Consider the following 25597-nt stretch of genomic DNA (forward strand, 5'->3'; position numbering starts at 1 on the left):
ATCAGTCCTTTTCCTTGGTCATGTGCTGCATGAGCAGTTCTGGGGTGGCCTCGGCGATGGGCACCTCGGCGGTGATCCTGCCCTCGGCGAGGGTGTAGATGCGGTCGCAGATGCCGAGGAGCTCGGGCAGCTCGGAGGAGATCACCAGCACGGCCTTGCCCTGGGCGGCCAGGGTGTTGATGATCTGGTAGATCTCGTACTTCGCGCCGACGTCGATGCCGCGCGTGGGCTCGTCGAGGATCAGCACGTCGGGATCCGCGAACATCCACTTGGAGAGCACGACCTTCTGCTGGTTGCCGCCGGAGAGCTTGCCCGTGACGGCCGCCACCGAGGGCGCCTTGATGTTCATGCTCGCCCGGTACTCCTGGGCCACGAGCGTCTCCCTGCCGCCGTCCACCCAGCCGGCCCTCGCGAGCTTGCCCAGGGCGGCCCCGGAGATGTTGCGCTTGATGTCGTCGATGAGGTTCAGCCCGTAGCGCTTGCGGTCCTCGGTGGCGTAGGCGATGCCGTGGCGGATGGCGTCCCGGACGGTGCGCACGGTGACCTCCTGGCCGTTCTTGTACAGCCGGCCGCTGATCCCCGACCCGTAGCTGCGCCCGAAGACGCTCATGGCGAGCTCCGTGCGGCCCGCGCCCATGAGGCCGGCGATCCCGACGATCTCGCCGGCGCGCACGGACAGGCTCGCCCCGTCCACGACCCGCCGCGCGTGGTCCTGGGGGTGGTGCACCGTCCAGTCCTCGATCCGCAGGATCTCCTCACCGACCGCGGGGGTGCGCTGCGGGTAGCGGTGGGTGAGCTCGCGGCCCACCATGCCCTTGATGATCCGGTCCTCGGTGACCGACCCGTCGTGGAGGCTGAGCGTCTCGATGGTCTGCCCGTCCCGCAGGATCGTCACGGAGTCGGCGATGGCCCGGATCTCGTTGAGCTTGTGGCTGATGATGATGCAGGTGATCCCATCCGCGCGCATGCCGCGGACCAGGCCCAGCAGGTGCTCGGAGTCCTCGTCGTTGAGCGCGGCCGTGGGCTCGTCGAGGATCAGCAGCTTCACGTCCTTGGACAGGGCCTTCGCGATCTCCACGAGCTGCTGCTTGCCCACCCCGATCTCCCCGGCCGGGGTGACGGGGTTGAGGTCGAGGCCCACGCGGCGCAGCAGCTCGGCCGCCCGCACGTTGGTCTCGTTCCAGTCGACGAAGCCCGCCCGCGCCCGTTCGTTGCCGAGGAAGATGTTCTCGGCGACGGAGAGGTAGGGGGACAGGGCCAGCTCCTGGTGGATGATGACGACGCCGTTGCGCTCGCTGTCCTTGATGTCCCGGAAGGAGACGGTCCCGCCCTCCAGGACGATGTCCCCGTCGTAGGTCCCGTGCGGGTACACCCCGGACAGGACCTTCATGAGGGTGGACTTCCCGGCGCCGTTCTCGCCGCAGATCGCGTGGACCTCTCCGCGGGCGACGACGAGGTTGACGTCCTCCAGCGCCTTGACGCCGGGGAAGGTCTTGGTGATCCCGCGCATCTGCAGCAGGGGCTCGCCCATGCGGATCTCCTTGTCTGGTGGGACCTGGTGGGGTGGTGGGGCAGGCGCGCCGGCCGGGCGGAGGAGTCCGCCCGGCCGGCGGCGCTCACTTGAGGTCGGACTCCTCGTAGTAGCCGCTGTCCACGAGGACCTCCTGGTAGTTGTCCTTGGTGACGATCTGCGACTCGAGCAGGTAGGCGGGCACGACCTTCACACCGTTGTCGTAGGTCTTCTCGTCGTTGACCTCGGGCTCCTCCCCCTTCATCAGGGAGTCGACCATGGTGACCGCGCGCTCGCCGAGCTCGCGCACGTCCTTGAAGATCGTGGAGTACTGCTCGTCGGCCACGATGGACTTCACCGAGCCCACCTCCGCGTCCTGCCCGGTGATCACCGGCAGCTCGTCCGCGGAGTACCCGCCCGAGCGCAGGGCGGAGATGATGCCGATCGACAGCCCGTCGTAGGGGGAGAGCACGCCGTCGAGCTTGGCGCCGCCGCCCACGGTGAGCAGGTCCTCCATGCGGTCCTGGGCGGTGTCGGGCAGCCACCGGAGGATGGCGGCCTGCTCGAACTCCGTCTGGCCGCTGGGGACCTCCAGCACGCCGCTGTCCAGGTAGGGCTGGAGGGTCTCCATCGCGCCGTTCCAGAAGAAGGTGGCGTTGTTGTCGTCGGGGCTGCCCGCGAACAGCTCCACGTTGAACGGTCCCTTCTCCCCGGTCTCCTCGCCGTTCTCGTCGAGCACGCCGAGCCCGGTGAGCAGGGACGTGGCCTGCTGCACACCGACCTGGTGGTTGTCGAACGTCGTGTAGTAGTCGACGGTCTCCGACTCGTTGATCAGCCGGTCGTAGGCGATCACCGGGATGTCCTGGGACTCCGCGGTGTCGAGGACGCTGGTGAGCGTCGTGCCGTCGATGGAGGCGACCACCAGGGCCTTGGCCCCGCCGTTGATCATGTTCTCGATCTGGGAGACCTGGGTGGGGATGTCGTCGTTGGCGTACTGCAGGTCCACCTCGTAGCCGAGCTCCTCCAGCTTCGCCTTGACGTTCTCGCCGTCGGCGATCCAGCGCTCGGACTGCTGGGTGGGCATCGCCACCCCGATCCGGGCGCCCTCGTTGGCGGCCGCGTCCTCGCCACCGCCCTCGCCCCCGCCGCCCCGGCTGCCGCCGCAGGCCGCGAGGCCGAGGGCGAGCGTGCTCGCGGTCACGCCGAGGAGGATACGGTTCTTCATCATGGTCGTGCCTTTCGTCGGTCCGGGAGAGCCCGGGAGTCCGTGGTGGCGAGGTCAGGGATGCGCACGAGCCGTCAGGGCGGCGTGGCGGGCCCCGGCGCCGCGGCCCGCGCCGGTGAGGCACCTCCGATCCGGCCGGGACGGGCTCATGCGATGACCTCGTTGTCGTGGTGACGGGAAGCGGGGACCACGGCGCTGCACCGCCCGATCCGCTATGTGAACGATCACATCTGTTATCTGCGTCACCATACCCCGGAGTAACCGGTACGGATCAACAAGGTTTTATAACGAATTTATAACGTCATCCACTTCCGCTCAGCCACCGGGAACGGCACCCGGGGGCGCCGTCGAACAGCGCAGCATGAGCCCGGGTGTGACGTCCCCGGCCGCCGGAACGGGCTGCCCGCGCAGCTCCGCGAGCAGGGCCGCGATGCACCGGCGCCCCAGCTCCGGGAAGTCCTGGCGGACCGTCGTGAGCGGCGGCAGGAAGTGGGCCGCCTCGGGGACGTCGTCGAAGCCCACGACGCTGACGTCCTCCGGGACGCGCAGGCCGGCCTCGTGCAGGGCGTGGACCAGCCCGAGCGCGATGTGGTCGTTGGCGCAGAAGAGGGCGCTGAAGTCGCGGTGCGCCACCAGCTCGAGGCCCACCCGGTAGCCGGACTCGGCGGTCCAGTCGGCGGCGCGCACCACGGGGGCGGGGAGCCCCGCCGCCGCCATCTCCTCGGCGAAGCCCTGCCGGCGGGCGGACGTCTCCACCCACCCCTCGGCGCCGGCCACGTGGACGACGCGCCGGTGCCCCAGCTCCAGCAGGTGCCGGGTGGCGAGCCGGGCACCGGCGAGCTGGTCGACCGACATCCGGTGGTCCCGGCCGCCGGTCGAGTGCACCGTGACGAAGGGGATCCGGATCGGCAGCCGCTCGATCACCTCGAGCGAGCGGACCTGGGGCGCCAGCACCACCAGGCCGTCGACGGCGTGGTCGGCCAGCCGGTCCACGGCGGCCTCGATGGTGGCGGGACCGGCGGGGTCGATGTGCACGATGTCGACGGCGTAGCCGGCGGCGTCGGCAGCGGCCTCGACGGCCTGCAGAGTGGCGGACGGCCCGTACTCGGCGCCGTTGGACAGCAGCGCGCCGATGATGCGGGACTCGCTGGTCACGAGGGCCCGGGCGGCGCGGTTGGGCCGGAAGCGCAGCTGCTCCATCGCGTCCAGCACCCTCCGGCGGGTGGACTCGCGCAGGTTCGGGTGCCCGTTGACCACCCGGGAGACGGTCTGGTGCGAGACCCCGGCCGCGCGGGCCACGTCCCGCATGTTGGGAGCACGTCCGGGCCGCTCGGGACCCGCCCCGCCGCTGACCCCGTCGTCGACGGTCATGACGGGAACGCTACTGCACGGGGCGGGCGACGACCCGCCCGGGTGGCCGTGCCCGACGGCGCCCGGGCGGGCGGCCCGTCAGCGGTCGGTCGGGGCGGAGCTCCCGGCCCGGTGCTTCGCCGGGAGGTCCCCGGCGCGGAAGGCGGAGGAGGAGCGCTCCCCGGTCTCGACGGGGAAGACCACGCGGCCCTCGTCCCACTTGTGCTCGACGTAGGCGCGCAGCCGGTCCGCGAAGGGCCCGTCGCGCCACTCCAGGTACGGCATGTCCTGGCTCGCGTCGAGCAGGTAGTAGCTGCTGAAGGCCCGGACGACCTGCCGTGCGGGCTCGCCGTCCTGCGCACCGCCCGGCGCGGCACCGTCGAGGACGAGGAACAGCGGCGCCCCCGGCAGGCCGTCGTAGACCCGGACCTCCAGGTGCTCGGCCACGGCCGGGTCGGTCCCGCCGAGCACCTTCAGCTGGTGGCTCAGCGTGTCGAAGCCGCGCCGCAGGTCCATGGGCGAGAGGCCGTAGCGGTGGCGGATGTCCCGGAGCCGGGCCGCGAGCGCCGGGGACTTCGGGTCCAGCAGCAGCAGCCGGACCCGCACCCCGGTGCGCAGCGCCTTGTGGATGGCGTCGAGGTCCCCGGCCAGCGTCAGCGGGAAGGTCTCCATCCACCACAGCTCCTGCCCCGGGGCCACGCCCCGGAGCACGTCGACGACGTCGAGCTCCTCGTGCACCCCGGCGAGGCCGTGCTGGGCGCCGGCGGCCGCGGGGCGCCCGGAGGGCTCCTGGTGCGCGCCCTCGGCGGGGCGTCCGGGGCGGCGGGCGCGCCGGGCCGACCGGCCGGACTCGAGGAGCAGGACCACGGCTCCGACGGTGAGCAGGGCGAAGCCGGCGTCCACGGCGACTCCCGACCACGCCTCGCCGAGCACCACGGCGACGAGCACGAGCGCCGCGCCCAGGGCGATCAGGGAGGCGGGCAGCGCGGGAGGCCGCCGGCCCGGCGCGCCGGGTCCGGCGGTGGACGGGGTCTCCCCCACGGGCCTCTCGGCGGTGACGCTTCGTGGATCCAGCACGGCAACTCCCTCTCTGCCCCGGCGACGTGTCTCAGCGTCGCACGGGCGCTGACAAGCACGGAAGCCGCGCGAGGGCTGGCAGTTTTGTTACAGGCGGCCGGCTTCCCGCTCACCGTGCCGTGGCCGCGGCGCACGGAGGACGACGAAGGCCGCGCGGCAGATGACGCGGGGCGCGCGGCAGATGACGGAAGAACGCAAGAGGGACGTCACGGGAATTCATCCGGGGACGCCTTCCGTCGCAGACGTTGGCGGGAGCACCTGCCCTCCCTAGCCTGAGCTGGTCCGGCCCCGCCGGGCGCCGCAGGCCCGTCAACGGAAGGTTCCCCGTGCGCTCTCTCGTCGTTCTCGCCGTGATCGGCTTCTTCGCCCAGCTCGTCGACGGCTCCCTGGGCATGGCCTACGGGGTGACCTCCACCTCCCTGCTGCTGCTGGCCGGCATCGCCCCGGCCTCGGCCTCGGCGGTGGTCCACCTCGCCGAGGTCGGCACCACCATCGCCTCCGGGGCCGCGCACTGGAGGTTCGGCAACGTCGACTGGCGCGTGGTGGCCATCATGGCCGCCCCCGGCGGGATCGCGGCGTTCTTCGGCGCGCACTTCCTGGTGGGCCTGGACGGCGACGCCGCCAAGCCCGTCGTCTCGACCATCCTGCTGGGCCTCGGGATCTACGTGCTGATCCGCTTCCTGCGCATGCCCACCACCCGCCCGAGCTTCCAGGGCCGGCTGCCCAAGCGCCTGCTCGTGCCCCTGGCCGCGGCCGCCGGAGCACTGGACGCCGTCGGCGGCGGCGGATGGGGCCCCGTGGGCACCCCCACCCTGCTGGCCTCGGGCAAGATCGCCCCGCGCAAGGTCATCGGCTCCATCGACACCTCCGAGTTCGTGGTCGCCCTCGGCGCCTCCGCCGGGTTCCTCACCGGCCTGGGTGCGGCGGGCATCGACTTCGCCTGGGTCCTCGCCCTGCTGCTCGGCGGGGTCGTCGCCGCCCCCATCGCCGCCTACCTGGTGCGCCACCTGGCCCCCCGGGTGCTGGCGGTGGCCGCCGGCGGGCTGATCATCTGGACCAACACCCGCACCCTGGTGAACACCGACACCGCCCAGGCCCTGCTGGGCCCGGCCGCCGGGACCGTCCTGCTCGGAGCCCTCTTCGCCGCCTGGGCCGCGCTGGTCGTCCGGACCGTGCGCGGCGAGCTGCGCACCCGGGCCGCGGAGCGGGCCGGGGAAGCCGCCGCGGATCGCGCCACCAGCCCGGTCGAGGCCTGAGCCGCGCCGCACGGACGAGGGGTCGTCGCCCGCCGGTCAGCTCCTTGAGGTCCCCGGAGGACACGGGCGGGCGACGACCCCTCGCCGGCAGCGAGCAGGAGCTCAGCCGGCGATCGTCTTCAGCGTCTCCCGGTTGAACGCCTCGAGGTCGCCCGGGTTGCGGGAGGTGACGAGCCTGCCGTCGACCACCACCTCCTCGTCGGCCCACTCGGCCCCGGCGTTGACGAGGTCCGAGGACAGGGAGTGGTAGGACGTGAGGCGCCTGCCCCGGGCCAGCCCCGCCTCGATGAGGATCCAGGGGGCGTGGCAGATGGCGGCGATCGGCTTGCCGGCGGCGTCGAACTCCTTGACCAGGCGCACCGCGTCCTCGTCGACCCGCATGCTGTCGGCGTTGAGCGTCCCGCCCGGCAGGATGAGGGCGTCGAAGTCCTCGGCCGTCGCCTCGGCCACGGTGGTGTCGACCTCGTAGGTCCCGGCGTGCTCCCAGTCGCCCTGCATCGCGGTGATGGTCCCCGGCTCGGGGGACAGCAGCACGGGGGTGCCGCCGGCCTCCTGCACGGCCTTCCAGGGCTCGGTGAGCTCGGGCTCCTCGACGCCGTCGGTGGCGATGAACGCGATCCTCTTGCCCGTGATGTCGGTGGTCATGCGGTTCTCCTTCTCGGTTTCTCGGTCCGTGGTCCAGGCGCCGGCCCCTCAGGGCTCGAACACGGCCCGGACGCAGTCGTCGGTCTTGTGCTTGAACATCTCGTAGCCCCTCGGGCCTTCCGCCAGGGGCATCACGTGGGTGGCCAGGTGCTCGGTGGTCAGTTCCCCGGCGGCCATGCGCTCCAGCAGCATGGGGATGTAGCGCTGCCCGTGCTGCTGCGCGCCGCGCACCGTGAGGCCGTTGTTGATCAGGGCGCCGAGCGGGATCTTGTCCGCGAGTCCCGCGAAGACGCCCAGGACGAAGACGCTCCCGCCCTTGCGGCACGCCAGGATCGCCTCCCGCAGCGCGGTGGGCCGCTCCGTCTGCAGGCGCACCTGCTGCTTGGCCTGGTCGTAGAGGTAGTCGGGGCGGGTGCTGTGCGCCTCCATGCCGACGGCCTCGATGCACACGTCCGGCCCGCGCCCGCCGGTCAGCTCCTTGAGCTCGCCGAGCACGGAGGTCTCGGTGTAGTCCAGGGTCTCCGCCCCGATGTGGGTGCGGACCTGCTCCAGGCGGTAGGCGTAGCGGTCGACGACGACCACCCGCTCCGCCCCGAGCAGCAGCGCCGCCCGGGCCGCCATCTGCCCCACGGCGCCCGCGCCCCAGACGGCGACGACGTCCCCGGCCTGCACCCCGCCCAGGTCCGCGCCCATCCATCCGGTGGGCACGGCGTCGGAGGCGAACAGCGCGCGCTCGTAGCCGAGCCCGTCGGGGATCCGGAACGCCCCGACGTCGGCGTAGGGCACCCGGATGTACTCGGCGTGGCTGCCGGCCCACCCGCCCATGGCGTGGGAGTAGCCCAGGCAGCCGCCGGGCGCGTAGCCCCACAGGGACTCGGGCAGCGCGTCGTTGGGGTTGCCGTTGTCGCACAGCGAGTACAGCTCCTGCCGGCAGTACCAGCACTGGCCGCAGGAGACGAAGGAGCACACGACGACGCGGTCGCCCACCCGGTGCCTGCGCACGGAGGACCCGATCTCGACGACCTCCCCCACGAACTCGTGGCCCAGGACGTCGCCGCTGCGCATCGTGGGGATGTAGCCGCCGATCAGGTGCAGGTCGGAGCCGCAGGTGACCGTCTGCACCACCTTGACGACGACGTCGTGGCTGTTGAGGATCTGCGGGTCGTCCACGTCCTCCACGGCCAGGTCGTTGATGCCTTGCCAGGTCAGGGCCTTCACAGGTTTCCTCCTCCTCGCGCGTGCTTCTCCGCCCGGTCCACCAGCCACCCCGCCGGGGAGGCGGAGCGCTTGCCGTGCGGGCGCGGCTCGTTGCGCAGGATCTCCCCGACCTCCAGCAGCTCCTTGGCGTCGCGCACGGCCCGGCGGATCTGCTCGGGGCGCGGGCGCTTGCGGACCGCTCCCGTCTGCAGCGCCCGGACGGCCAGCTCGGTCCCGCGCCCGCCCGGGGCGGGCGCGGTGCGGATCTCGACGCTGCCGCCGAGCTCCGCCAGCGGCTGCGGACACCGCCCGCCCGGGGCCACCTCCTCCGGCGGCCGGTTCACCGTGACCACCTGCCAGCGCTCCTCGTCGTCGCCCGTGGTGCGCCCGGTGCGCGCCACCGCCAGGGCCTTCCGGGCGAGCACCGCGGCGGCCACGGACCCTGCCCCGATCAGCGCGGCTCTGCTCACCATGTCGTCCTCCTCGGCAGGGATGGGCTCGTACCGAAATGGTAACCATGCTGGCAATCGGGGTCGAGGCCCGGCCGGGAACGCCCAGGGGGTGCCCGCCGCGCCGTGGCCGCCCGGGCCCCGGAACATGCCCGTAACCCTCCGCCGATAGCGTGGGAACCCCGCGCGGCACGCCTCGCGCCGACGCCCTGACGACGACCCCTCTGACGACGACCGCCCACCGCACCGGAAGGCCACCCGTGAGCACATCCCGCCCCGTTCCCCTCTCACCCGCCGCACGGCGCAGCGCCACGACGATCGGTGCGACCGTCGTGGCGCTGCACGTCGTGGGATGGGGCGCGCTGCTCGGCCTGGTCCTCGGCGCGGAGACCGCCGCGGGCGGCACCGGGCTGTTCGTGGGCCTCGCCCTGAGCGCCTACGCCCTGGGCGTCCGGCACGCCTTCGACGCCGACCACATCGCCGCGATCGACAACGCCACCCGGGCGCTCATGGCCCGCGGCCGGGCGTCCGCGGCCACCGGCTTCTGGTTCGCCCTCGGCCACTCCTCCGTGGTGCTGCTCTCGGTGCTGCTCCTGGCCCTGGGCCTGGAGGCCTTCGCGGGCGGGCTCGCCGACGAGGGCTCCGGGCTGCGCCGGGCCGCCGGGATCTGGGGCGGCACCGTGTCCGGGCTGTTCCTCCTGGCGGCCGGGGCCCTGAACCTCGCCGTGCTGCTGCGGCTGCGCCGCGCCCGCGGGGCCGCCCGTGCCGGCGTCCTGAGCGCTGCGGAGCTCGACGCGCACCTCGACCGGCGCGGGGTCCTGCACCGCGTGCTGCACCCCCTGACCCGCGTCGTGGACCGGCCGGCGAAGATGTACCCGGTGGGCTTCCTCTTCGGTCTCGGCCTGGACACCGCCGCCTCGATCGGGCTGTTCGTCATGGCCGGCGGGCTCGCCCCCGAGCTGCCCTGGTACGCCGTGCTGGTGCTCCCGGTGCTCTTCACCGCGGGCATGACGGTGTTCGACAGCGCCGACGGCATCCTCATGAACCGCGTCTACGGCTGGAGCTCGGCCGACGCCCGCCGCCGGCTCAACTACAACCTCACGGTCACCACCGTCTCGGTCGTGCTCGCCTTCGTCATCGGCGGCACCGGCCTGCTCTCGGTGCTGGCCGAGCTGCTGCGGCCGGCCGGCGGGGCGCTGGCCGCCGTCGCCGCCGTGGACCTGAACTTCCTCGGCCTGGCCGTGATCGTCCTCTTCGGCGCCGCCTGGCTCGGCGCGCGGGTGCTGGACCGGCTGCGCCGGGACGCCCGGCCGGCGCTCGTGCGAAGCTGGGGCCCATGACCCGTCTGCTCCTGCTCGCCGACACGCACGTCCCCAAGCGCGCCCGGGACCTGCCGGAGCAGGTCTGGCGCGCGGTCGACGACGCCGACGTGGTGCTCCACGCGGGCGACTGGGTCGACGTCGCGACCCTGGACCGGCTCCAGGAGCGGGCGGCACGGCTCGTCGGCGTGTGGGGCAACAACGACGGGCCCGCGCTGCGGGCCCGTCTGCCCGAGATCGCCCGGGAGACCATCGGGGGCGTGCGCCTGGGCATGGTCCACGAGACGGGCGGCACGCCCGGGCGGGAGGCCCGGATGGACCGCGCCTTCCCGGACCTCGACGTCCTGGTCTTCGGCCACAGCCACATCCCGTGGGACACCACGACCGCGAACGGGCTGCGCCTGCTCAACCCCGGCTCCCCCACGGACCGGCGGCGCCAGCCCTTCTGCACCTACGTCACGGCCGTCGCAGAGGGCGGGCGGCTCACCGACGTCGAGCTCGTGCGCCTGCCGCCGCGGGCCTGAGGCCCCGGCCTGCTCGGACCGGTCCGCCTCAGAGCAGGTCCCGCAGCCGGTAGTACCGCCGGCCCACCACGGTCCCGTTGACCCGGACCACGGCCCACACCGCCACGAACAGCAGCGTCGCCACCACGACGGGCGCCGGGACGAAGATCGCCCACACCATGAGCGCCATGCCGGGCACCGCCAGCAGGATCGGCCACGCGTACTGGACCATCTCCACCGCCATGTAGTCCTGCATCTCCCGCAGCGCCGGGTCCTGCGGGACCGCCCCCCGGCGCACCGACGTGCGCAGGCCCTTGGCCGCCCGGGCGCGGGCGTCCATCAGGTCGTTGCGCGGGGCGTCGTCCGCCCGGGTCAGCGAGAGCACCAGGCCGCTGACGACCAGGGCGGCCCCGCCGGCCGCCGTCCCCCACTGGGCCGGGCTCAGCGGCCCGTCCTCCCCCAGCAGCCACACCGCCGCGATCCCGGCGACGAGCCCGAGGACCAGGCTCAGGACGGCGGCCACGACGACGCGCCGGGCCCAGATCGCATCGAGCTCCCCGAGCCGGGGGATCTGCACGTGCGGGTGCTCGGCCCCGCCGAGCCGGATCTCCTCGTCCATGGCCGCGCCGTCCTCTCGTCGCCCGCCCGCCGCCCGCTGCCCGCGTCGCGGCCGGTCACCGCCCATTGTCCTGCCCCGGGCCCCGCATCTCCACGCCCGCGCCGGGGAGGGGAAGGGCGTTCAGGACCCGGAGGCCTCGGGTAGGCGGGTGATGCGGACGCGTTCGACCCGGTGGCGGTCGGTGGCGAGCACTTCCAGGCGGTAGCCCTCGACCTCCACCGTGTCGCCGGTGCGCGCGACCCGCCCCAGCCGCTCCATCAGGAACCCGCCCACGGTCTCGTAGGGGCCCTCCGGGATCACCAGCCCGGTCTCGGCCGGGACCTCCTGGATGATGAGCCCGCCGTCCACGAGCACCGCCTCGCCGGAGCGCAGCACGGTGTCCTCGTGCTCGCGGGCTCCGGTGTCGAACTCGTCGTAAATCTCCCCCACCAGCTCCTCCACCAGATCCTCCAGGGTCACGATCCCGGCGGTCCCGCCGTACTCGTCCACCACCAGCCCGATGTGGTGGCCGCCCTTGCGCATGAACTGCAGGGTGCGCAGCACGGAGTTGGTCTCGGGCAGGTAGGGGATCGGGCGCAGGATCTCGGCCAGGGTGCGCGGGGGGGCCTCGATGATCCCGTCCCCGTCGGCGTCGGCGGCCACCAGGTCGCGGATGTGCACGAAGCCCAGCACGTCGTCGATGTCCTGGCCGGTGACGGGGTAGCGGGAGTGCGGCAGCGACAGCGCCTGCCGGTAGGCCTGGTTGATCGACAGGGACCCGTCGAGGAACTCCACATCGGGGCGCGGGCGCATCACCTCGGCCAGCCGGCGGTCCCCGGCGGCGAAGACGTCGGTGAGGATCGAGCGGGAGACGGGCCCGATCCCGCGGGTGTCCACCACCATCTCCCGGATCTCCTCGGCGGTGACCTCCTCGGTGACCGCGTGCGGGTCCGCCCCCAGCAGGCGCACCACCGTGTTGGTGGAGGCCGACAGCAGCCAGATCACCGGGCGCATGAGCGCGGCGAAGACGCTCAGCGGCGGGGCCAGGACCTTCGTGAACCCCACGGCCCGTTGCATGGCCAGGCGCTTGGGCACCAGCTCCCCGAACACCAGGGAGAGGTAGGCGATGACCAGGGTCATCGCGATCAGCGCCGCGGTCTGCGCCGCCGGCGCCGGCAGCCCGGCGCGGGCCAGCAGCGGGGCGAGGTCGGGGGCGATCGTGGAGGCGCCGTAGGCGGAGGAGAAGAACCCGGCCACGGTCACCCCGATCTGCACCGCGGAGAGGAACAGGTTCGGGTCCCGCACCAGTGCCGCGGTCCGGGTACCCTTCCGGCCGGAGCGCTCGATCCGCTTGATCTGGCTCTCCCGCAGGCTCACGATCGCCATCTCCGTGCCGGCGAACACACCCCCGACCACCACGAAAGCCAGCACGAGCAGGGAGTTGACGAGGGTGTCGGAGTCCATGGGCCCACGCTACCGAGCGGCCGGCGTCCCCAGAACATCACCCCCGCTTCACCCGGCGTTGACCCCGGCGTCGCCCGGCCCGCCTTTCCTGGAGGAGCCCCCTCCCCGACCCGAAGGACCCGCCATGACCGCCCGCCCCACCCCCCGCACGCTGCGCGGCGCCGCCGCCGGCGCCCTTTCCGCCGCCGCCCTGCTCGGCGCGGCGCTGCCCGCCACCGCGGCCCCGGCGGCCGCCGTGCACGACGCCGGGCAGCCCCTCGTGATCGGCCACCGCGGCGCCGCCGGCACCGCCCCCGAGAACACCGTGGCCGCGTTCAAGGACGCCCGCGCCGCCGGCGTCGACTACCTCGAGATCGACGTCCAGCTCAGCGCCGACGGCGTGCCGTTCCTCTTCCACGACGACACCCCCGCCCGGACCACGAACGTCCAGGACGTCTTCCCGGGCCGGGAGAACGACCCCGTCACCTCCTTCACCTGGGCCGAGCTGCAGCAGCTCGACGCCGGCTCCTACTTCGCCGGCCGGTACGCCGGGGAGCGGATCCCGCACCTGGACGACGCCGCGAGGATCGCCACCGTCAGCACCGGCGTCTACATCGAGATCAAGTCCCCGAAGAACTCCCCCGGCATCGAGCAGGTCGTCGCCGACGCCCTGGCCGGGGACAAGGCGTGGGCGAAGCTGCTGGAGGCGGGGAAGGTCACCGTCATCGGCTTCGACGAGACCTCCAACCGGACCTTCGCCGGGATCGCCCCGGAGGTCCCGCTGCAGCAGCTCGTCGGCACCGTGCCGGACGCCGCCACCCTCCAGCGGTGGACCGGGGTCGTGGACTCGGTGGGCACCAACTACCGCACCCTCGACGCCGACGACGTCGCACGCGTCGACGCCGCCGGCCTGGACCTGGGCGTGTACACCGTGAACTCCCCCGAGGCCGTCCAGCACGTGCTCGACCTCGGGGTCGACATGGTCACCGGCGACTTCCCGATCCAGACCGACCGGTACCTCGACGGGCGGGACCCCTTCCCCGCGGACCGGGGCGTGGAGATCGCCGGCTCGGTCAACGACGTGCCCGGCGACGACGTCCAGCACGGGACCGGGGAGCACGTGGTGCTCACCAACACCGGCACGACCACCGTGGACGTCAGCGGCTGGCTGCTGCGCGACGCCGCCAACAACGTCCTCACCGTCGGCGAGGGCTACGCGCTGGCCCCCGGCGCGCAGCTGCGCGTGCACACCGGCCCCGGCGAGAACACCGAGGACGCCTACTACAACGGCCGGACCGGGGCCGTGCTCAACAACGGCGGGGACTCCGTGGCCCTGTGGACCGGGGAGGGCAAGCTGCAGGACGTCTTCGCCGACTGAGGCCCGGCGGGCGCGAGGTGCCCCGCCGGGGCTGAGCGCCCACCCGTGGAACCGGATCCGGGCGGCCCCGGGGGAAGGGATCTCGGACGGGGCGCGCCGAGTATCCTGGGGCGATCGACGGGCCCGGGGCGGAGCGCCCGCCCCGGGCCCGGCCGCGCCGCGACGGGAGACCGGGATGGACGTGCTGTACACCGCGCTGGGCGTGGGCCTGGTGCTGTTCGGGCTCAACGACGTGTTCCACAACCTCCTGTACCCCAGCGGCCGCGGCACGCTCAGCCACTGGGTGCTGCAGCTCGTCTGGAGGCTCTCCCGGCGCACGCACCACCGCCTCGGCTCGTTCGCCGGTCCGGTGGGGATCGTGATCGTGATCGTGCTGTGGGTCCTCGTCCAGGCCCTGGGCTGGGCCCTCGTGTTCTACCCCCACGTGCCCGAGAACTACCTCTACTCCGAGGGCCTGGACGCCGCCCGCTACAACAACTTCGCCGAGGCCTTCTACGTCTCCCTCGTCACCCTGGGCACGCTGGGCTTCGGGGACGTCGTCCCGGCGGGCCCCTGGCTGCGCTTCGTGGCCCCGGTGGAGGCGCTCGTCGGCTTCGCCCTGGTGACCGCGGCGCTGTCCTGGTTCAGCCAGATCTACCCGGCGCTGGCGGAGCGGCGAGCGCTGGCCGCCCGGCTGAGGGCGCTGCGGGAGGTCGGCTACGCCCACCACGTCGCCGGACTCGGGCCCGCCAGCGCCACCCGGGTGCTGGACCAGCTCGCGGAGGACCTCACCCGGGCGCACGTGACGCTCGTGCAGAACGCGGAGACCTACTACTTCCGCGAGGTCCGGGAGGACGCCTCGCTCGCCGTGTCCCTGCCCTACGCCCTGGAGATCGCGGCGCGGGCGCAGGACTCCGCGAGCCCGGAGATCCGGCTCGCCGGGGCGGTGCTCTCCCTCGCCGCGCACGACTTCGCCCGGCTGCTGCAGGAGGAGTTCCACAGCTCGGGCGAGACCCCGGAGGAGGCCTTCACCACCTACGCCGTCGACCACGGCTACGGGGACCCGCCCCCTCGGCGCTCCGGCCGGCTCGGCCGCTGACCCGCCCCGGGCCCGGGCTTTCCCCGGGCGGGACCGGGCACTAGCGTGGGGCGCACACGGCAGAAGGCGGAGACCAGACCCCATGGACCCGGTCATCGAGATCGACGAGGACGACCTGTACGGGCTGATCGCGGCCCTGACGCACAACGACTGGCAGCCGTCCGGCGGAAGATTCCGGGTCAACGTGGCCTACCGGGGGCACGCCCTGGCCGACCACGACCTGCACACCAGCCTGTACCGCCTCCGGGGCGCCTCGAGCGAGCGGATCGAGCCCCACATCCTGCGCAACTTCCGCAAGTTCGCCGCCCGGGACACGTCCCCCGGGAACTCGGACTGGAACTGGCTCAGCGTCGCCCAGCACCACGGCCTGCCGACCCGGCTGCTGGACTGGTCGAACTCCCCCTACGTCGCCCTGCACTTCGCCACCGCCGACCCGCGCTGCTACGACGAGCCGGGCGCCGTGTGGTGCGTGGACTACGCGGCGGTGCACGAGCTGCTGCCCCCGGGGCTGCACCGGGTGATCGACGCGCACGAGGCCGGGCTGTTCACCACCGACATGCTCACCCGGGTGGCGTACACGCTGGAGGACTTCGACCGGCACCGGGACACCGACGGGCGCCCCGTGCCGCTGTTCTTCGAGCCGCCGTCCCTGGACGACCGCATCGTGAACCAGGCGGCGGTGTTCTCCGCGATGTCCGGGGCGAGCGCCTCCCTCCACGACTGGCTGGGCGAGCACCCCGAGCTCTGCCGGAAGGTGATCATCCCCCCGGGGCTGAAGTGGCGGATCCGCGACCACCTCGACCAGGCGAACATGACCGAGCGGGTTCTCTTCCCCGGCCTCGACGGGCTGTGCCGGTGGCTCACCCGCTACTACGGGCCCCGCCCGGAGATGGAGGCCTCCTCCGCGCCGGCCCCGCCGGCGATGGGCAACGACACGGACCAGCAGCTCGGCTGAGCCCCGGCCGGCTCAGCAGCAGGAGACGGTGAACAGCGTCGCGTCCCCGGACAGCTTCACCGGCGTCGGAGCCCCGCAGTGGAGCAGGGACTCCCCGCCGCAGAGCTCCCAGGTGCCGTCCGGGTCGCCGACCACGGCGCGTCCGGCGACGTCCAGGAGCACGGCGGTCCCCCGCAGCTCGTCCCGCACCGGCCGGCCGGGGGTGAGCTCGTGGGCGATCAGGACGAGCCGGTCGTCCCACAGGGGGTAGACGCGGCGCCCGTCCTCCGCGGCCGGGGGCTCGACGACCTCGGGGTCCGCCTGCTCGGGCGCCAGCACCGCCAGCAGCTCGGCCACGTCGACGTGCTTGCCGGTCAGCCCGGCCCGCAGGACGTTGTCCGACGAGCACATCACCTCGACCGCCGTCCCGGAGAGGTAGGCGTGGACCTGCCCGGCGGGGGTGTGCAGGGACTGGCCCGGGGTGAGGCGGACGTGGTTCATGCACACGGCCACGAGCAGCCCGCGGTCCCCGGGGTGGCGCTCGCCGACGTACCGGACCAGCTCTGCGACGGGGTCCGCCGGGTCCGCGGCGCGGGCCGCGGCGAGGGTCGCGTCCACGGCGGCGCGGGCGGCGGCGTCGTCGAGGCCCAGGACCGCGTGCAGGACGGGGGCCTCCCCCGCGAGGGCGTCCCGCAGCCAGCCGAGGCCCAGCCGCGCGGCGGTCGCGCGCAGCCGGTCCTCCGGCTGGACGCCGGTGAGCAGCTCCACGTCGGTGAGCGCCACGACGGTCTCGGGCTTGGCGGAGCGGTCCTTGTAGTTGCGCTCGGGGGCGTCGAGCGGGACCCCGGCGCGCTCCTCGCGCTCGAAGCCCTCCTGCGCCTGCTCCGGCGACGGGTGGACCTGGATGGACAGCGGCGCGTCGATCGCCAGGATCTTCAGCAGGAACGGCAGGCGCCCGCCGTGCCCGGCGCCCGGCAGGAAGCGGCCGGGGGCCTCCTCGACCAGCCGGTCCAGCGCCTGCTCCTGCCCGTCCACCAGCACGGCGGAGGGCGCGCCGGGGTGCGCCCCGGCCCACAGCTCGGCCTCCGGTTCCGGGCTGGGGGCCGGCCGGCCCTGGATGCGCGCCAGGACCTCGCGCGAGCCCCACGCGTAGTGGCGGATCGGGTTGCGCATCCGCAGTATCTCTCCCATGGCTGTCATCCAACCACAGCTCACGGGGCGGGCCCGGGACCTCCGTGGCCTAAGATCACCCTTTGTGACTATCGATCTCTCAGCTTCGTTCAAGGCCTACGACGTCCGCGGCATCGTGGGCGAGACCATCACGGCGGAGACGGTGCGGGCCACCGGCGCCGCCTTCGTGGACGTCCTGGACCTGGCGGGCCGGACGGTCCTGGTGGGCGGTGACATGCGCCCGTCCTCCCCGGAGTTCGCGGACGCCTTCGCCGAGGGCGCGACCCGCCGGGGCGCCGACGTCCTGAAGATCGGGCTGATCTCCACCGACGAGCTGTACTTCGCCTGCGGCACCCTGCAGGCCGCCGGTGTGACGTTCACCGCGAGCCACAACCCGGCCGAGTACAACGGGATGAAGATGGCGAAGGCCGGCGCCGTGCCCGTCTCCTCCGAGACCGGGCTGTACGCGATCCGCGACCTCGCCCAGCGCTACCTCGACGAGGGCACGGTCCCGGCCGCCGCGTCCCCCGGCAGTGTGACGGAGCGTGACGTGCTGGCCGGCTACTCCGCGTACCTGCGCTCCCTCGTGGACCTCTCCGGGACCCGCCCGCTCAAGGTCGTGGTCGACGCCGGCAACGGCATGGCCGGGCTGACCACCCCCGCGGTCCTGGGCGGCGCCGTGCTGGAGTCCCTGCCCCTGGAGATCGTGCCCCTGTACTTCGAGCTGGACGGCACGTTCCCCAACCACCCCGCCAACCCGCTGGAGCCGGCGAACCTCGTGGACCTGCAGCGCGCCGTGCGCGAGCACGGGGCCGACCTGGGCCTGGCCTTCGACGGCGACGCCGACCGGTGCTTCGTGGTGGACGAGCAGGGCGGAGCCGTCTCCCCGTCGGCCGTCACGGCGCTGGTCGCCGAGCGGGAGATCGAGCGGGCCCGCGCGGAGGGCACCGAGTCGCCGGTGATCATCCACAACCTCATCACCTCGCGGGCCGTGCCCGAACTGGTCACCGCCCGCGGCGGGCGCCCCGTGCGGACCCGGGTGGGGCACTCCTTCATCAAGGCCGTCATGGCCCAGGAGTCCGCGGTGTTCGGCGGGGAGCACTCCGCGCACTACTACTTCAAGGACTTCTTCAACGCGGACACCGGGATGCTCGCGGCGATGCACGTGCTGGCCGCCCTGGGCGAGCAGGACCGGGCGCTGAGCGAGCTGATGCGCCAGTACGACCCCTACGCGGCCTCCGGGGAGATCAACTCCACGGTCCAGGACAAGGACGCCGCCGTGCGGCGCGTCGCCGAGGCGCTCGCGGGGCCGGACGTGACCGTGGACGCCATGGACGGCACCACGTTCAGCTGCGAGGCCGAGGGCTGGTGGTTCAACCTCCGGCCCTCGAACACGGAGCCGTTCCTGCGCCTCAACGTCGAGGCGAAGGACCGCGAGACCATGGCGCGGATCCGGGACCGGGTGCTGGAGCTGGTGCGCGCCTGAGCCCCGGGCAGCTCGGCGACGAGCTGCCCGGGCATCCCGCGCAGCGGCCAGGAGGCGGCGGAACGGCCGGTGTGCAGCACCAGCACCTGCCGCGGCTCCTGGCGCACTCGACCATCGCGGAGCCCGCCTCGAGCTCGCGCAGGAGCGCGCCCGCGGAGGCGTCCAGACCGGCGGGGGTGGTGGACCCGCCCCCGTGCGCCCGCGGCCGCTGGCCCGGACCTCCCCGTGGTCCCACGCACGCCACGAGGGGCCCCCGGTGCAGGAGGCCCCTCGTGGTGTGCTGCCGGATCCGCCGGCGCGGACGGGTCAGGCCCGGTGCAGGCGCTCCTCCAGCCCGGCGCGCTGCTCGAGGATGGGATCGGGCACGTGGCCGAGCCGGTGGAACCACTCGTCGATGCTGGGCAGCTCGGCCCGCCACTCCTCCGGGTCGACCTTCAGCGCCGCCTGGATCTCCTCGTCGGTGATCTCCAGGCCCGTGAGGTCGAGGTCCTCCTTGGTGGGGACGATGCCGATCGGGGTCTCCTGACCTCCGGCCTTGCCGTCGAGGCGGTCGACGATCCACTTGACCACGCGGGAGTTCTCCCCGAAGCCCGGCCAGGCGAAGCCGCCGGTCGGGGTGCGGCGGAACCAGTTGACGTAGAAGACCTTCGGCATGTCCTCCTCGCCGATGCGCTCCCCGATCTCGATCCAGTGCTCGAGGTAGTCGTTGGCGTTGTAGCCGATGAAGGGGAGCATGGCCATGGGGTCGCGGCGGACGACGCCGACGGCACCCTTGGCGGCCGCCGTGGTCTCGGAGGACAGGGTGGCGCCCTGGAAGACGCCGTGCTCCCAGCCGAAGGACTGGGACACGAGCGGGACGGTCGTCTTGCGGCGGCCGCCGAAGACGATGGCCGACAGCGGCACGCCCTCGGGGTCGTCGTACTCCGGGGCGAGGATGTCCACCTGCTTGATCGGGGTGCAGAAGCGCGAGTTGGGGTGCGCGGCGGGGCGGCCGGACTCCGGGGTCCAGTCGCGGCCCTTCCAGTCCGTCAGGTGCGCGGGGGTCTCCTCGGTCATGCCCTCCCACCACACGCCGCCGTCGTCGGTGAGCGCCACGTTGGTGAAGATCGTGTTGCCCTTGGCGATGGCGCGCATGGCGTTGGGGTTGGTGGGCCACCCCGTGCCGGGGGCCACGCCGAACAGCCCCGCCTCGGGGTTGACCACGCGGGCCTGGCCGTCCTTGCCGAAGCGGATCCACGCGATGTCGTCGCCGACCATCTCGGCCTTCCAGCCCTCGAGCGTGGGCTCGAGCATGGCGAAGTTGGTCTTGCCGCAGGCCGAGGGGAAGGCCCCGGCGATGAACCGGCTGCTGCCCTCGGGGTTGGTGACCTTGAGGATGAGCATGTGCTCGGCCAGCCAGCCCTCGTCGTGGGCGATGGCCGAGGCGATCCGCAGGGAGTAGCACTTCTTGCCCAGCAGGGCGTTGCCGCCGTAGCCGGAGCCGAAGGACCAGATGGCCCGGTCCTCGGGGAAATGGACGATGTACTTGGCGGGGTTGCACGGCCAGGGCACGTCCTCCTCCCCCGGCTGCAGCGGGGCGCCGAGCGAGTGCAGGCACTCGACGAAGAACCCGTTCTGGCGCGTCATCTTCTCCAGCACGGGGGTGCCGATGGTGGCCATGATCCGCATGGAGCACACCACGTAGGCCGAGTCGGTGATCTCCACGCCGTAGCTGGGCCGGGCCGCCTCGAGGTGGCCCATGACGAAGGGGATGACGTACATGGTGCGCCCGCGCATGGCGCCGCGGAACCTCTTGGTCAGCGCGTCCCGCATCACCTGCGGGTCCTCCCAGTTGTTCGTGGGGCCCGCGCCCTTCTCCGTCTTGGTGCAGATGAAGGTGCGCTCCTCGACGCGGGCGACGTCGTCCGGGTCGGAGAACGCGGCGAACGAGTTGGGGAACTTGTCCTCGTCGAGCCGGACGAAGGTGCCGGCGTCCACGAGCTCGCCGGTGAGCTGCGCCCACTCCTCCTCCGAGCCGTCCACCCAATGGATGCGGTCCGGCTGGGTCAGCTCCGCCGTCTCCCGCACCCACTCGAGGAGGTGCGCGTGGGTGGTGGGCGCGGTCTCCAGCGCGCTCTTCACAGCCTCGTTCAGCCCGGTGGTCTCCGTCGTTGCAGTGGGGTTGTCAGCCATTGACATGTCTCCTCGTTGAGGCCGTCCGCCGACCGCCCGGGCCCACGTGGTGGTGCTCGTCGTCGAACACCCGGCCCGGGGAGCCCCGGGCCCACAGGAGCGACGGGGAACTGGGCGGCCGGTCTCTACTGTGATGTGCGCTCATCCTATCCCCCCGCCCCTGGCCGCCCCAGCAGCGTTACGGCCGCGCCGTCCCACGGCGGGACGAGGGCGCGGATTTTGCAGAACCGGGACCCGCATGTAAGGTTGAACCCGGCTTGAACGGCGGAGACGCCCGGAAGCCGATGCGCCTGTAGCTCAACGGATAGAGCATCTGACTACGGATCAGAAGGTTGGGGGTTCGAATCCCTTCGGGCGCACCACACGAGGAAGCCCCTTCCGGCCGGAACGCCGGAAGGGGCTTTTTCGCATCCGGGCCCCGACGGGATCCGCCCCCTGCGAGCACGCCGGGCAGCCGGCACGCCCCGCCGCTTCTCCGCGGCGCACCCCTGACCCCCGCCCGTGGTGGGCACCGCCGGCGGCGGAGGGCACCAGCCCGGCACATCGTGCGCCGCTGCCGACGACGCCGGGCCGCCGCCGGCCCGGGCGGACCGGTGAATGCGGCGGTCGACGAATCAATTTGCAAAAAAATGTATTTGGAAAGACAAATAGCCGATTTTTCATTGGAATCGCCGGGTCGGAGAACCGCACCCCTACAGGGACGCCGGCTCCGCGCCGCAAGGCGCCGTCGGCCGCCGTCCGTCTCGGCGCCGGAGCGGGTCCCGCCGGAGCGCCCTCGGGAGCCGGGCCCGGGGACGCCGCGCGGACGACGGCCACGAACCCCCAGAGCCCCCTCACCGCCCCGAGAGCACCCTCACCTGCGGCGTCACGCAGCAAGGAGTGCAGCACGGCGAGGCCCGGAGGGCTCCCGCGCCACCCGCTCTCGCCGCAGCAGGACGCCCTGGGGGGCGCCGGCCCCGGGCGCTCAGGGCACGAGCAACCTTCCAATACTCGGGCAGCGGAGCCCCGTTTCAACCCTCTTATGTCTTTTCATAGTCATCGGCGGGATTTGCAAAAAAATTCTTAACTTCTGCGAAATTTGCTTGTGACCACGACGGTGCCGTCCTTAGCCTGGGATCACCTGCTTCACCAATGGGAACCAGGTCACACACACAGGGGGAACACCATGGAAAAGCTGCACAAGACTCTGGCCGGTGCCGCGCTGGCGGGCCTGATCGTGACGGGCGGCGCCTCCGCCCCGGCGTTCGCGGGGGACGACAAGGGCGACGACAAGGGCGGCTACAGCCACAACGACAAGGGCCGCGACCACGACCGCAAGGACGAGCGCAACAACGGCGAGGTCGACGTCAAGGTCAAGTACAAGGACCGTCACGGCAAGTGGCAGGAGAAGGAGTACGAGGACGTCAGCCTCAAGAAGGCCGCCTCCATCGCCAAGGAGAAGGCCGGCGGCAAGTGGGACAAGTACTACCGCGACGCCAAGTACACCGACAAGACCGGCAAGACGGTGCACACGGTGGACAAGTACAAGGTGGACGTCTACTTCAAGCAGGACGAGGACAAGCGCCACGACCACGGCCACAAGGACGAGCGCAACAACGACCAGGTCGACGTCGTCATCAAGTACAAGAACCACCACGGCAAGTGGGAGAAGAAGGAGTACGAAGACGTCAGCCTCAAGAAGGCCGCCTCCATCGCCAAGGACAAGGGCGACGGCAAGTGGGACAAGTACTACCGCGACGCCAAGTACACCGACAAGACCGGCAAGACGGTGCACACGGTGGACGAGTACAAGGTGGACGTCTACTTCAAGCAGGACAACGACGACGACAAGAAGGGCCACGGCCACAAGGGCTGAGTCCATGCCCTGACCCGCTGAGGGCGCCCGTCCACCGGACGGGCGCCCTCGGTCGTTTCCCGGGTCAGTACCGAGCCCCGACCGGGGCGACGGCCTCCAGCAGCGCGAGGTCCTCGGCCGTGAGCTGCAGCTGCGCGGCCGCGGCGTCCTCCCGCAGGTGCCCGGGGTCGGTGGTGCCGGGGATGGGCAGGACGTGCTCGCCCTTCGCCGTCGTCCAGGCGATGGCGACCGCCGCGAGGGAGGCCCCGTGCCGGTCGGCGACCGCACGGATCGGGCCGAGCACCCGCTCCTCGTTGGCGGCCATGGCCTCGGGGGCGAACCGGGGGTTGCGGGCCCGGAAGTCGGAGGACGAGAAGGTGCGCCCGGCCAGCGCGCCCGTGAGGTAGCCGCGCCCCACCGGCGAGAAGGGCACGAACACCGCACCGTGCTCGGCGCACCAGCCGATGACGTCGCCAGAGGGGTCGCCGTCGGCCGTGGGTCCCGAGCCGTCGGGGTTGCGCGTCCACAGCGAGTACTCGGACTGGACCGCGGCGACGGGGTGGAGCGCGTGGGCGCGCTCCACCTGCTCGGTGCTCACCTCGGACAGGCCCAGGTGCCGGACCTTCCCCGCGGACACCAGCTCGGCCATGGCGCCCCACGTGTCCTCCAGGGGGACGTCCGGGTCCACGCGGTGGAGGTAGTAGAGGTCGACGACGTCGGTGCGCAGCCGCCGCAGGCTGTCGTCGACCGACCGGCGCACGTCCTCCGGGCGGCCGCACCGCTCCGTCCGCGGCGGCTCCAGCGACTGCGCGCGCAGCCCGGTCTTGGAGCACAGGAACACCTCGTCGCGGCGCTCGCCGAGGGCGGCGCCGACGAGCTCCTCGTTCGCCCCGCCCCCGTAGAGCACCGCCGTGTCCACGAAGTTCATCCCGAGGTCCACGGCGAGGCGGAGCACCTCGTGCTTCTGCCGCTCCGTCAGCCCGTACCGGTCGTAGACCCAGCTCAGGCCCATGGCCCCGAAGCCCACCGCCCCCACGCGGTCGCCGGAGGGGGTGAACGTCACCTGTCGCATGCTCGCTCCTGTTCGTCCCTGCTGGCGCGCGGCGTGGACGCTCGCGCCGCTCAGCGCCGGCCCGAGGACGGGCGCGGCACCGAGAAGTCCACCAGGCGCGCGTCCGCCCCGTCCAGCGCGGCCCAGGGACCGGGGACCTCGAAGGCGGCGAGGGCCGCGGTGGGGCAGCCGTCGGCCAGCGCCATGACGGCGTCGTAGTCGGAGTCGGGGGTGGCGAGCCGCAGCGCGGCGTCGCGCAGGCCCGGGAGGTGCCCGATGACCAGCAGCGACTCCACGGTCTCCGGCACGTGGTTGACCACGGCCAGGATCCGCGCGTCCCCGGCGGCATAGAGGGAGTCCTCGAGCTTGGCCGTGGGGGCGAGCTCGCCCAGCACGCTGCACAGCCACGTGCACGTCTGCCGGGCCCGCAGAGCGCTCGAGCACAGGATCATGTCGGGGACGTGGCCCCGCTCCAGCAGACGGCGCCCCGCCTCGGCGGCCTCGGCGGCCCCGCGCGGGTCCAGCGGACGGTCGTGGTCGGCCACGCCCTGCGGGTGGTCCGCCCGCGCGTGGCGCATGAGGACGAGCTTCTTGACGTCGTGGCGGCTCATCGGTTCATGATGCCACGCCGCACCCCGGGCACGGGCCGGCCCCGACCCCGCGGTGGGCGGGTCCGGGGCCGGGTGGAGTACGGGTCAGATCGAGTACTCGGGGGCCGCCCAGACGACGACCTCCGGGTGCTCGTAGAAGCGGTAGCCCTGGCCGCGGACGGTGCGCACGGTGTTGGCGAGGCGGCCGAGCTTGGAGCGCAGCCGGCGGATGTGCACGTCGATGGTGCGCTCGTTGGGCACCTCCTCCGCGTCCCGCCACAGGCTGTGCAGCAGCTCGTGGCGGCCCACGGTCCGGGTGCCGTTCTCCACCAGGTAGTTCAGCAGCTCGAACTCCTTGAAGGTGAGGTTGAGGATGCTGCCGTCCAGGAAGACCTCCCGCCGGGAGAGATCGATGAGCACACCGGTGGACTGGTTGGTCTTCGTCTCCGTGGTCGGCGCGGGAGCGGCCGGGACAGCGGGACGGACGGTCCCCGAGGTGGGATCGCCCAGGGCGTTGCGGACGACCTCGAGGTCGGTCCCGGCGGTGTTGGCCGGCGCGAGCGCGACGGCGGCGTAGGAGTCGGCCTCGGGCACGAGCTGCTGGGCGTACGCCCTGATGCTCTGGACCATCTTGACCAGCGAGGTGCCGTTGGCCGCCGCGGTCTCCTCGTTGAGGCCCACGTAGATGACGAACCCGCGCGCCTCGTTCTCCTGGACCTGGGGGCGCGGCGCGGTCTCGCGCGGCAGGCGCGTGGGCAGCGGGGCCTCCCCCGGTGCCGTCGGCAGGGCGCCGACCGCGGTGCGGAGGCTGCGGTAGTCCGCCGGCGCCGCCGGCGAACGGTCGCGGCCCGGCTGGGGGCGGCGAGCACCCCGAAGGTCTCCCGCACGATTGCGTTGGGAGATGTGAACGTATCCCGGCGTACCTGACATCTGGCAGTCCCTCGTCTCTGCGTCGATCGGTGGGCGGACTCCTCGCCCGCCCGGGGCGCCCGCACCGCGGGACGCCCCTGCCACCACCAGCCCACGGATCCGCCGCTCCGTGGCCCCCGGAGTTCTCCCGGAAGCTGAGAAATCCCTGAATGTGGCAACGGCAACATCCTCCCCCACCATTCGCAAGGGTGCAAGAAACAATTAGGCCACTATCTCAGGATGTGAGATGAGCGCACCTGCGACAGGACCGAACAGACAAAATGAACCTCCTTCACTTCATCGTGCCGGGGGTCGAAGAAGGTTGCGGCCGCGGAATATCAGGGTTCTTACCGCCCACAAGCGTGCTGAGCAGCCCTAAGCACATCACGGGCAGCACGTCAATCGCCCCACTTCGGTGGACAT

The 25597-nt window shown here is 72.6% G+C and carries 22 protein-coding genes and 1 tRNA gene; 9 read left to right on the plus strand and 14 right to left on the minus strand.

Translation table 11 applies throughout. The features are described 5' to 3' along the window. Position 1: 1 nt before the first annotated feature. The 4 genes from mmsA to M3185_RS00495 all read right to left on the minus strand — a co-directional run bounded on the left by mmsA (position 2) and on the right by M3185_RS00495 (position 5162). On the minus strand, positions 2–1531 hold the full coding sequence (mmsA, locus tag M3185_RS00480; protein ID WP_251331712.1) for a multiple monosaccharide ABC transporter ATP-binding protein: 1530 nt from the start codon (positions 1529–1531) through the stop codon (positions 2–4). Positions 1532–1616: 85 nt separating this feature from the next. Continuing rightward, positions 1617–2735, minus strand: coding sequence for a multiple monosaccharide ABC transporter substrate-binding protein (chvE, locus tag M3185_RS00485; protein WP_374238450.1), 1119 nt, complete (start codon positions 2733–2735; stop codon positions 1617–1619). A 315-nt stretch (positions 2736–3050) separates the two neighbouring features. Next, entirely contained in the window at positions 3051–4106 is a 1056-nt protein-coding gene (locus M3185_RS00490; protein WP_251331714.1) for a LacI family DNA-binding transcriptional regulator, read from the minus strand. Positions 4107–4184: 78 nt separating this feature from the next. After that, positions 4185–5162, minus strand: coding sequence for a hypothetical protein (locus tag M3185_RS00495; protein ID WP_251331715.1), 978 nt, complete (start codon positions 5160–5162; stop codon positions 4185–4187). A gap of 326 nt (positions 5163–5488) precedes the next feature. On the opposite strand from M3185_RS00495, the gene M3185_RS00500 reads away from it, so the two are divergent. Beyond that, complete coding sequence (locus M3185_RS00500; RefSeq protein ID WP_251331716.1) at positions 5489–6418, plus strand: sulfite exporter TauE/SafE family protein; 930 nt, start codon at positions 5489–5491, stop codon at positions 6416–6418. Positions 6419–6520: 102 nt separating this feature from the next. Here M3185_RS00500 and M3185_RS00505 read toward each other — a convergent pair whose 3' ends face one another. From M3185_RS00505 to M3185_RS00515, 3 genes are read right to left on the minus strand one after another with little or no spacing between them, the layout of a single operon-like run. Next, positions 6521–7063 (minus strand): type 1 glutamine amidotransferase domain-containing protein, encoded by a 543-nt coding sequence (locus M3185_RS00505; RefSeq protein WP_251331717.1) that lies wholly within the window; start codon positions 7061–7063, stop codon positions 6521–6523. 48 nt (positions 7064–7111) lie between these two features. After that, positions 7112–8281, minus strand: coding sequence for a zinc-dependent alcohol dehydrogenase (locus tag M3185_RS00510; protein ID WP_251331718.1), 1170 nt, complete (start codon positions 8279–8281; stop codon positions 7112–7114). After that, positions 8278–8733, minus strand: coding sequence for a hypothetical protein (locus tag M3185_RS00515; RefSeq protein ID WP_251331719.1), 456 nt, complete (start codon positions 8731–8733; stop codon positions 8278–8280). Before M3185_RS00515 ends, M3185_RS00510 begins: the two co-directional genes overlap by 4 nt. A 236-nt stretch (positions 8734–8969) precedes the next feature. Here M3185_RS00515 and M3185_RS00520 point away from each other — a divergent pair, with 236 nt between their 5' ends. Together M3185_RS00520 and M3185_RS00525 are read left to right on the plus strand one after the other, a co-directional pair. Continuing rightward, the gene (locus tag M3185_RS00520) at positions 8970–10049 is read left to right on the plus strand and encodes a HoxN/HupN/NixA family nickel/cobalt transporter (protein ID WP_251331720.1); all 1080 of its coding nucleotides are present in this window, start codon (positions 8970–8972) and stop codon (positions 10047–10049) included. Further along, complete coding sequence (locus tag M3185_RS00525) at positions 10046–10552, plus strand: metallophosphoesterase family protein (RefSeq protein WP_251331721.1); 507 nt, start codon at positions 10046–10048, stop codon at positions 10550–10552. The genes M3185_RS00520 and M3185_RS00525 overlap by 4 nt, the downstream gene beginning before the upstream one ends. 28 nt (positions 10553–10580) lie before the next feature. On the opposite strand, the gene M3185_RS00530 is transcribed toward M3185_RS00525, so the two are convergent. Together M3185_RS00530 and M3185_RS00535 are read right to left on the minus strand one after the other, a co-directional pair. Continuing rightward, positions 10581–11150 (minus strand): hypothetical protein, encoded by a 570-nt coding sequence (locus M3185_RS00530; RefSeq protein ID WP_251331722.1) that lies wholly within the window; start codon positions 11148–11150, stop codon positions 10581–10583. A gap of 120 nt (positions 11151–11270) precedes the next feature. Next, positions 11271–12593: a hemolysin family protein gene (locus tag M3185_RS00535; protein WP_251331723.1), complete on the minus strand. Its 1323-nt coding sequence runs from the start codon at positions 12591–12593 to the stop codon at positions 11271–11273. Positions 12594–12717: 124 nt separating this feature from the next. On the opposite strand from M3185_RS00535, the gene M3185_RS00540 reads away from it, so the two are divergent. The 3 genes from M3185_RS00540 (at position 12718) to M3185_RS00550 (ending at position 15983) form a co-directional block, all read left to right on the plus strand. Continuing rightward, positions 12718–13950 (plus strand): glycerophosphodiester phosphodiesterase family protein, encoded by a 1233-nt coding sequence (locus M3185_RS00540; RefSeq protein WP_251331724.1) that lies wholly within the window; start codon positions 12718–12720, stop codon positions 13948–13950. A gap of 175 nt (positions 13951–14125) precedes the next feature. Beyond that, the gene (locus M3185_RS00545) at positions 14126–15028 is read left to right on the plus strand and encodes a potassium channel family protein (RefSeq protein WP_251331725.1); all 903 of its coding nucleotides are present in this window, start codon (positions 14126–14128) and stop codon (positions 15026–15028) included. Positions 15029–15110: 82 nt separating this feature from the next. Next, a complete protein-coding gene (locus tag M3185_RS00550) occupies positions 15111–15983 on the plus strand; it encodes an FRG domain-containing protein (RefSeq protein WP_251331726.1) in 873 nt (290 codons plus the stop codon). A gap of 12 nt (positions 15984–15995) precedes the next feature. On the opposite strand, the gene manA is transcribed toward M3185_RS00550, so the two are convergent. Continuing rightward, positions 15996–17153, minus strand: a complete 1158-nt coding sequence (manA, locus tag M3185_RS00555; RefSeq protein ID WP_251331727.1) for a mannose-6-phosphate isomerase, class I — start codon at positions 17151–17153, stop codon at positions 15996–15998. Positions 17154–17217: 64 nt separating this feature from the next. Here manA and M3185_RS00560 point away from each other — a divergent pair, with 64 nt between their 5' ends. Further along, entirely contained in the window at positions 17218–18618 is a 1401-nt protein-coding gene (locus M3185_RS00560) for a phosphomannomutase/phosphoglucomutase (protein WP_251331728.1), read from the plus strand. A gap of 306 nt (positions 18619–18924) precedes the next feature. Here M3185_RS00560 and M3185_RS00565 read toward each other — a convergent pair whose 3' ends face one another. Next, entirely contained in the window at positions 18925–20790 is a 1866-nt protein-coding gene (locus M3185_RS00565; protein WP_251331729.1) for a phosphoenolpyruvate carboxykinase (GTP), read from the minus strand. Positions 20791–21076: 286 nt separating this feature from the next. Between M3185_RS00565 and M3185_RS00570 the strand changes: the two genes are divergently transcribed. Then, positions 21077–21152 (plus strand) — tRNA-Arg (locus M3185_RS00570). An 803-nt stretch (positions 21153–21955) separates the two neighbouring features. Beyond that, positions 21956–22645, plus strand: a complete 690-nt coding sequence (locus M3185_RS00575) for a hypothetical protein (RefSeq protein ID WP_251331730.1) — start codon at positions 21956–21958, stop codon at positions 22643–22645. A 64-nt stretch (positions 22646–22709) separates the two neighbouring features. Here M3185_RS00575 and M3185_RS00580 read toward each other — a convergent pair whose 3' ends face one another. The 3 genes from M3185_RS00580 to M3185_RS00590 all read right to left on the minus strand — a co-directional run bounded on the left by M3185_RS00580 (position 22710) and on the right by M3185_RS00590 (position 25195). Further along, positions 22710–23696, minus strand: coding sequence for an aldo/keto reductase (locus M3185_RS00580; protein WP_251331731.1), 987 nt, complete (start codon positions 23694–23696; stop codon positions 22710–22712). 50 nt (positions 23697–23746) lie between these two features. Continuing rightward, positions 23747–24286 (minus strand): SixA phosphatase family protein, encoded by a 540-nt coding sequence (locus M3185_RS00585; protein WP_251331732.1) that lies wholly within the window; start codon positions 24284–24286, stop codon positions 23747–23749. Positions 24287–24370: 84 nt separating this feature from the next. Next, entirely contained in the window at positions 24371–25195 is an 825-nt protein-coding gene (locus tag M3185_RS00590) for a winged helix-turn-helix domain-containing protein (protein ID WP_251331733.1), read from the minus strand. Positions 25196–25597: the final 402 nt, after the last annotated feature.

This window comes from Kocuria rosea (assembly GCF_023715525.1).
In the GTDB taxonomy this organism is placed as follows: domain Bacteria; phylum Actinomycetota; class Actinomycetes; order Actinomycetales; family Micrococcaceae; genus Kocuria; species Kocuria rosea_A.

What these genes read in the sequence shown, in the direction of transcription:
- chvE (WP_374238450.1), bottom strand. Translation starts at nt 2,735, where the DNA reads ATGAAGAACCGTATCCTCCTCGGCGTGACCGCGAGCACGCTCGCCCTC.
- M3185_RS00565 (WP_251331729.1), bottom strand. Translation starts at nt 20,790, where the DNA reads ATGGCTGACAACCCCACTGCAACGACGGAGACCACCGGGCTGAACGAG.
- M3185_RS00530 (WP_251331722.1), bottom strand. Translation starts at nt 11,150, where the DNA reads ATGGACGAGGAGATCCGGCTCGGCGGGGCCGAGCACCCGCACGTGCAG.
- mmsA (WP_251331712.1), bottom strand. Translation starts at nt 1,531, where the DNA reads ATGGGCGAGCCCCTGCTGCAGATGCGCGGGATCACCAAGACCTTCCCC.
- M3185_RS00535 (WP_251331723.1), bottom strand. Translation starts at nt 12,593, where the DNA reads ATGGACTCCGACACCCTCGTCAACTCCCTGCTCGTGCTGGCTTTCGTG.
- M3185_RS00575 (WP_251331730.1), top strand. Translation starts at nt 21,956, where the DNA reads ATGGAAAAGCTGCACAAGACTCTGGCCGGTGCCGCGCTGGCGGGCCTG.
- M3185_RS00540 (WP_251331724.1), top strand. Translation starts at nt 12,718, where the DNA reads ATGACCGCCCGCCCCACCCCCCGCACGCTGCGCGGCGCCGCCGCCGGC.
- M3185_RS00545 (WP_251331725.1), top strand. Translation starts at nt 14,126, where the DNA reads ATGGACGTGCTGTACACCGCGCTGGGCGTGGGCCTGGTGCTGTTCGGG.
- M3185_RS00550 (WP_251331726.1), top strand. Translation starts at nt 15,111, where the DNA reads ATGGACCCGGTCATCGAGATCGACGAGGACGACCTGTACGGGCTGATC.
- M3185_RS00590 (WP_251331733.1), bottom strand. Translation starts at nt 25,195, where the DNA reads ATGTCAGGTACGCCGGGATACGTTCACATCTCCCAACGCAATCGTGCG.
- M3185_RS00585 (WP_251331732.1), bottom strand. Translation starts at nt 24,286, where the DNA reads ATGAGCCGCCACGACGTCAAGAAGCTCGTCCTCATGCGCCACGCGCGG.
- M3185_RS00515 (WP_251331719.1), bottom strand. Translation starts at nt 8,733, where the DNA reads ATGGTGAGCAGAGCCGCGCTGATCGGGGCAGGGTCCGTGGCCGCCGCG.
- manA (WP_251331727.1), bottom strand. Translation starts at nt 17,153, where the DNA reads ATGGGAGAGATACTGCGGATGCGCAACCCGATCCGCCACTACGCGTGG.
- M3185_RS00525 (WP_251331721.1), top strand. Translation starts at nt 10,046, where the DNA reads ATGACCCGTCTGCTCCTGCTCGCCGACACGCACGTCCCCAAGCGCGCC.
- M3185_RS00580 (WP_251331731.1), bottom strand. Translation starts at nt 23,696, where the DNA reads ATGCGACAGGTGACGTTCACCCCCTCCGGCGACCGCGTGGGGGCGGTG.
- M3185_RS00490 (WP_251331714.1), bottom strand. Translation starts at nt 4,106, where the DNA reads ATGACCGTCGACGACGGGGTCAGCGGCGGGGCGGGTCCCGAGCGGCCC.
- M3185_RS00505 (WP_251331717.1), bottom strand. Translation starts at nt 7,063, where the DNA reads ATGACCACCGACATCACGGGCAAGAGGATCGCGTTCATCGCCACCGAC.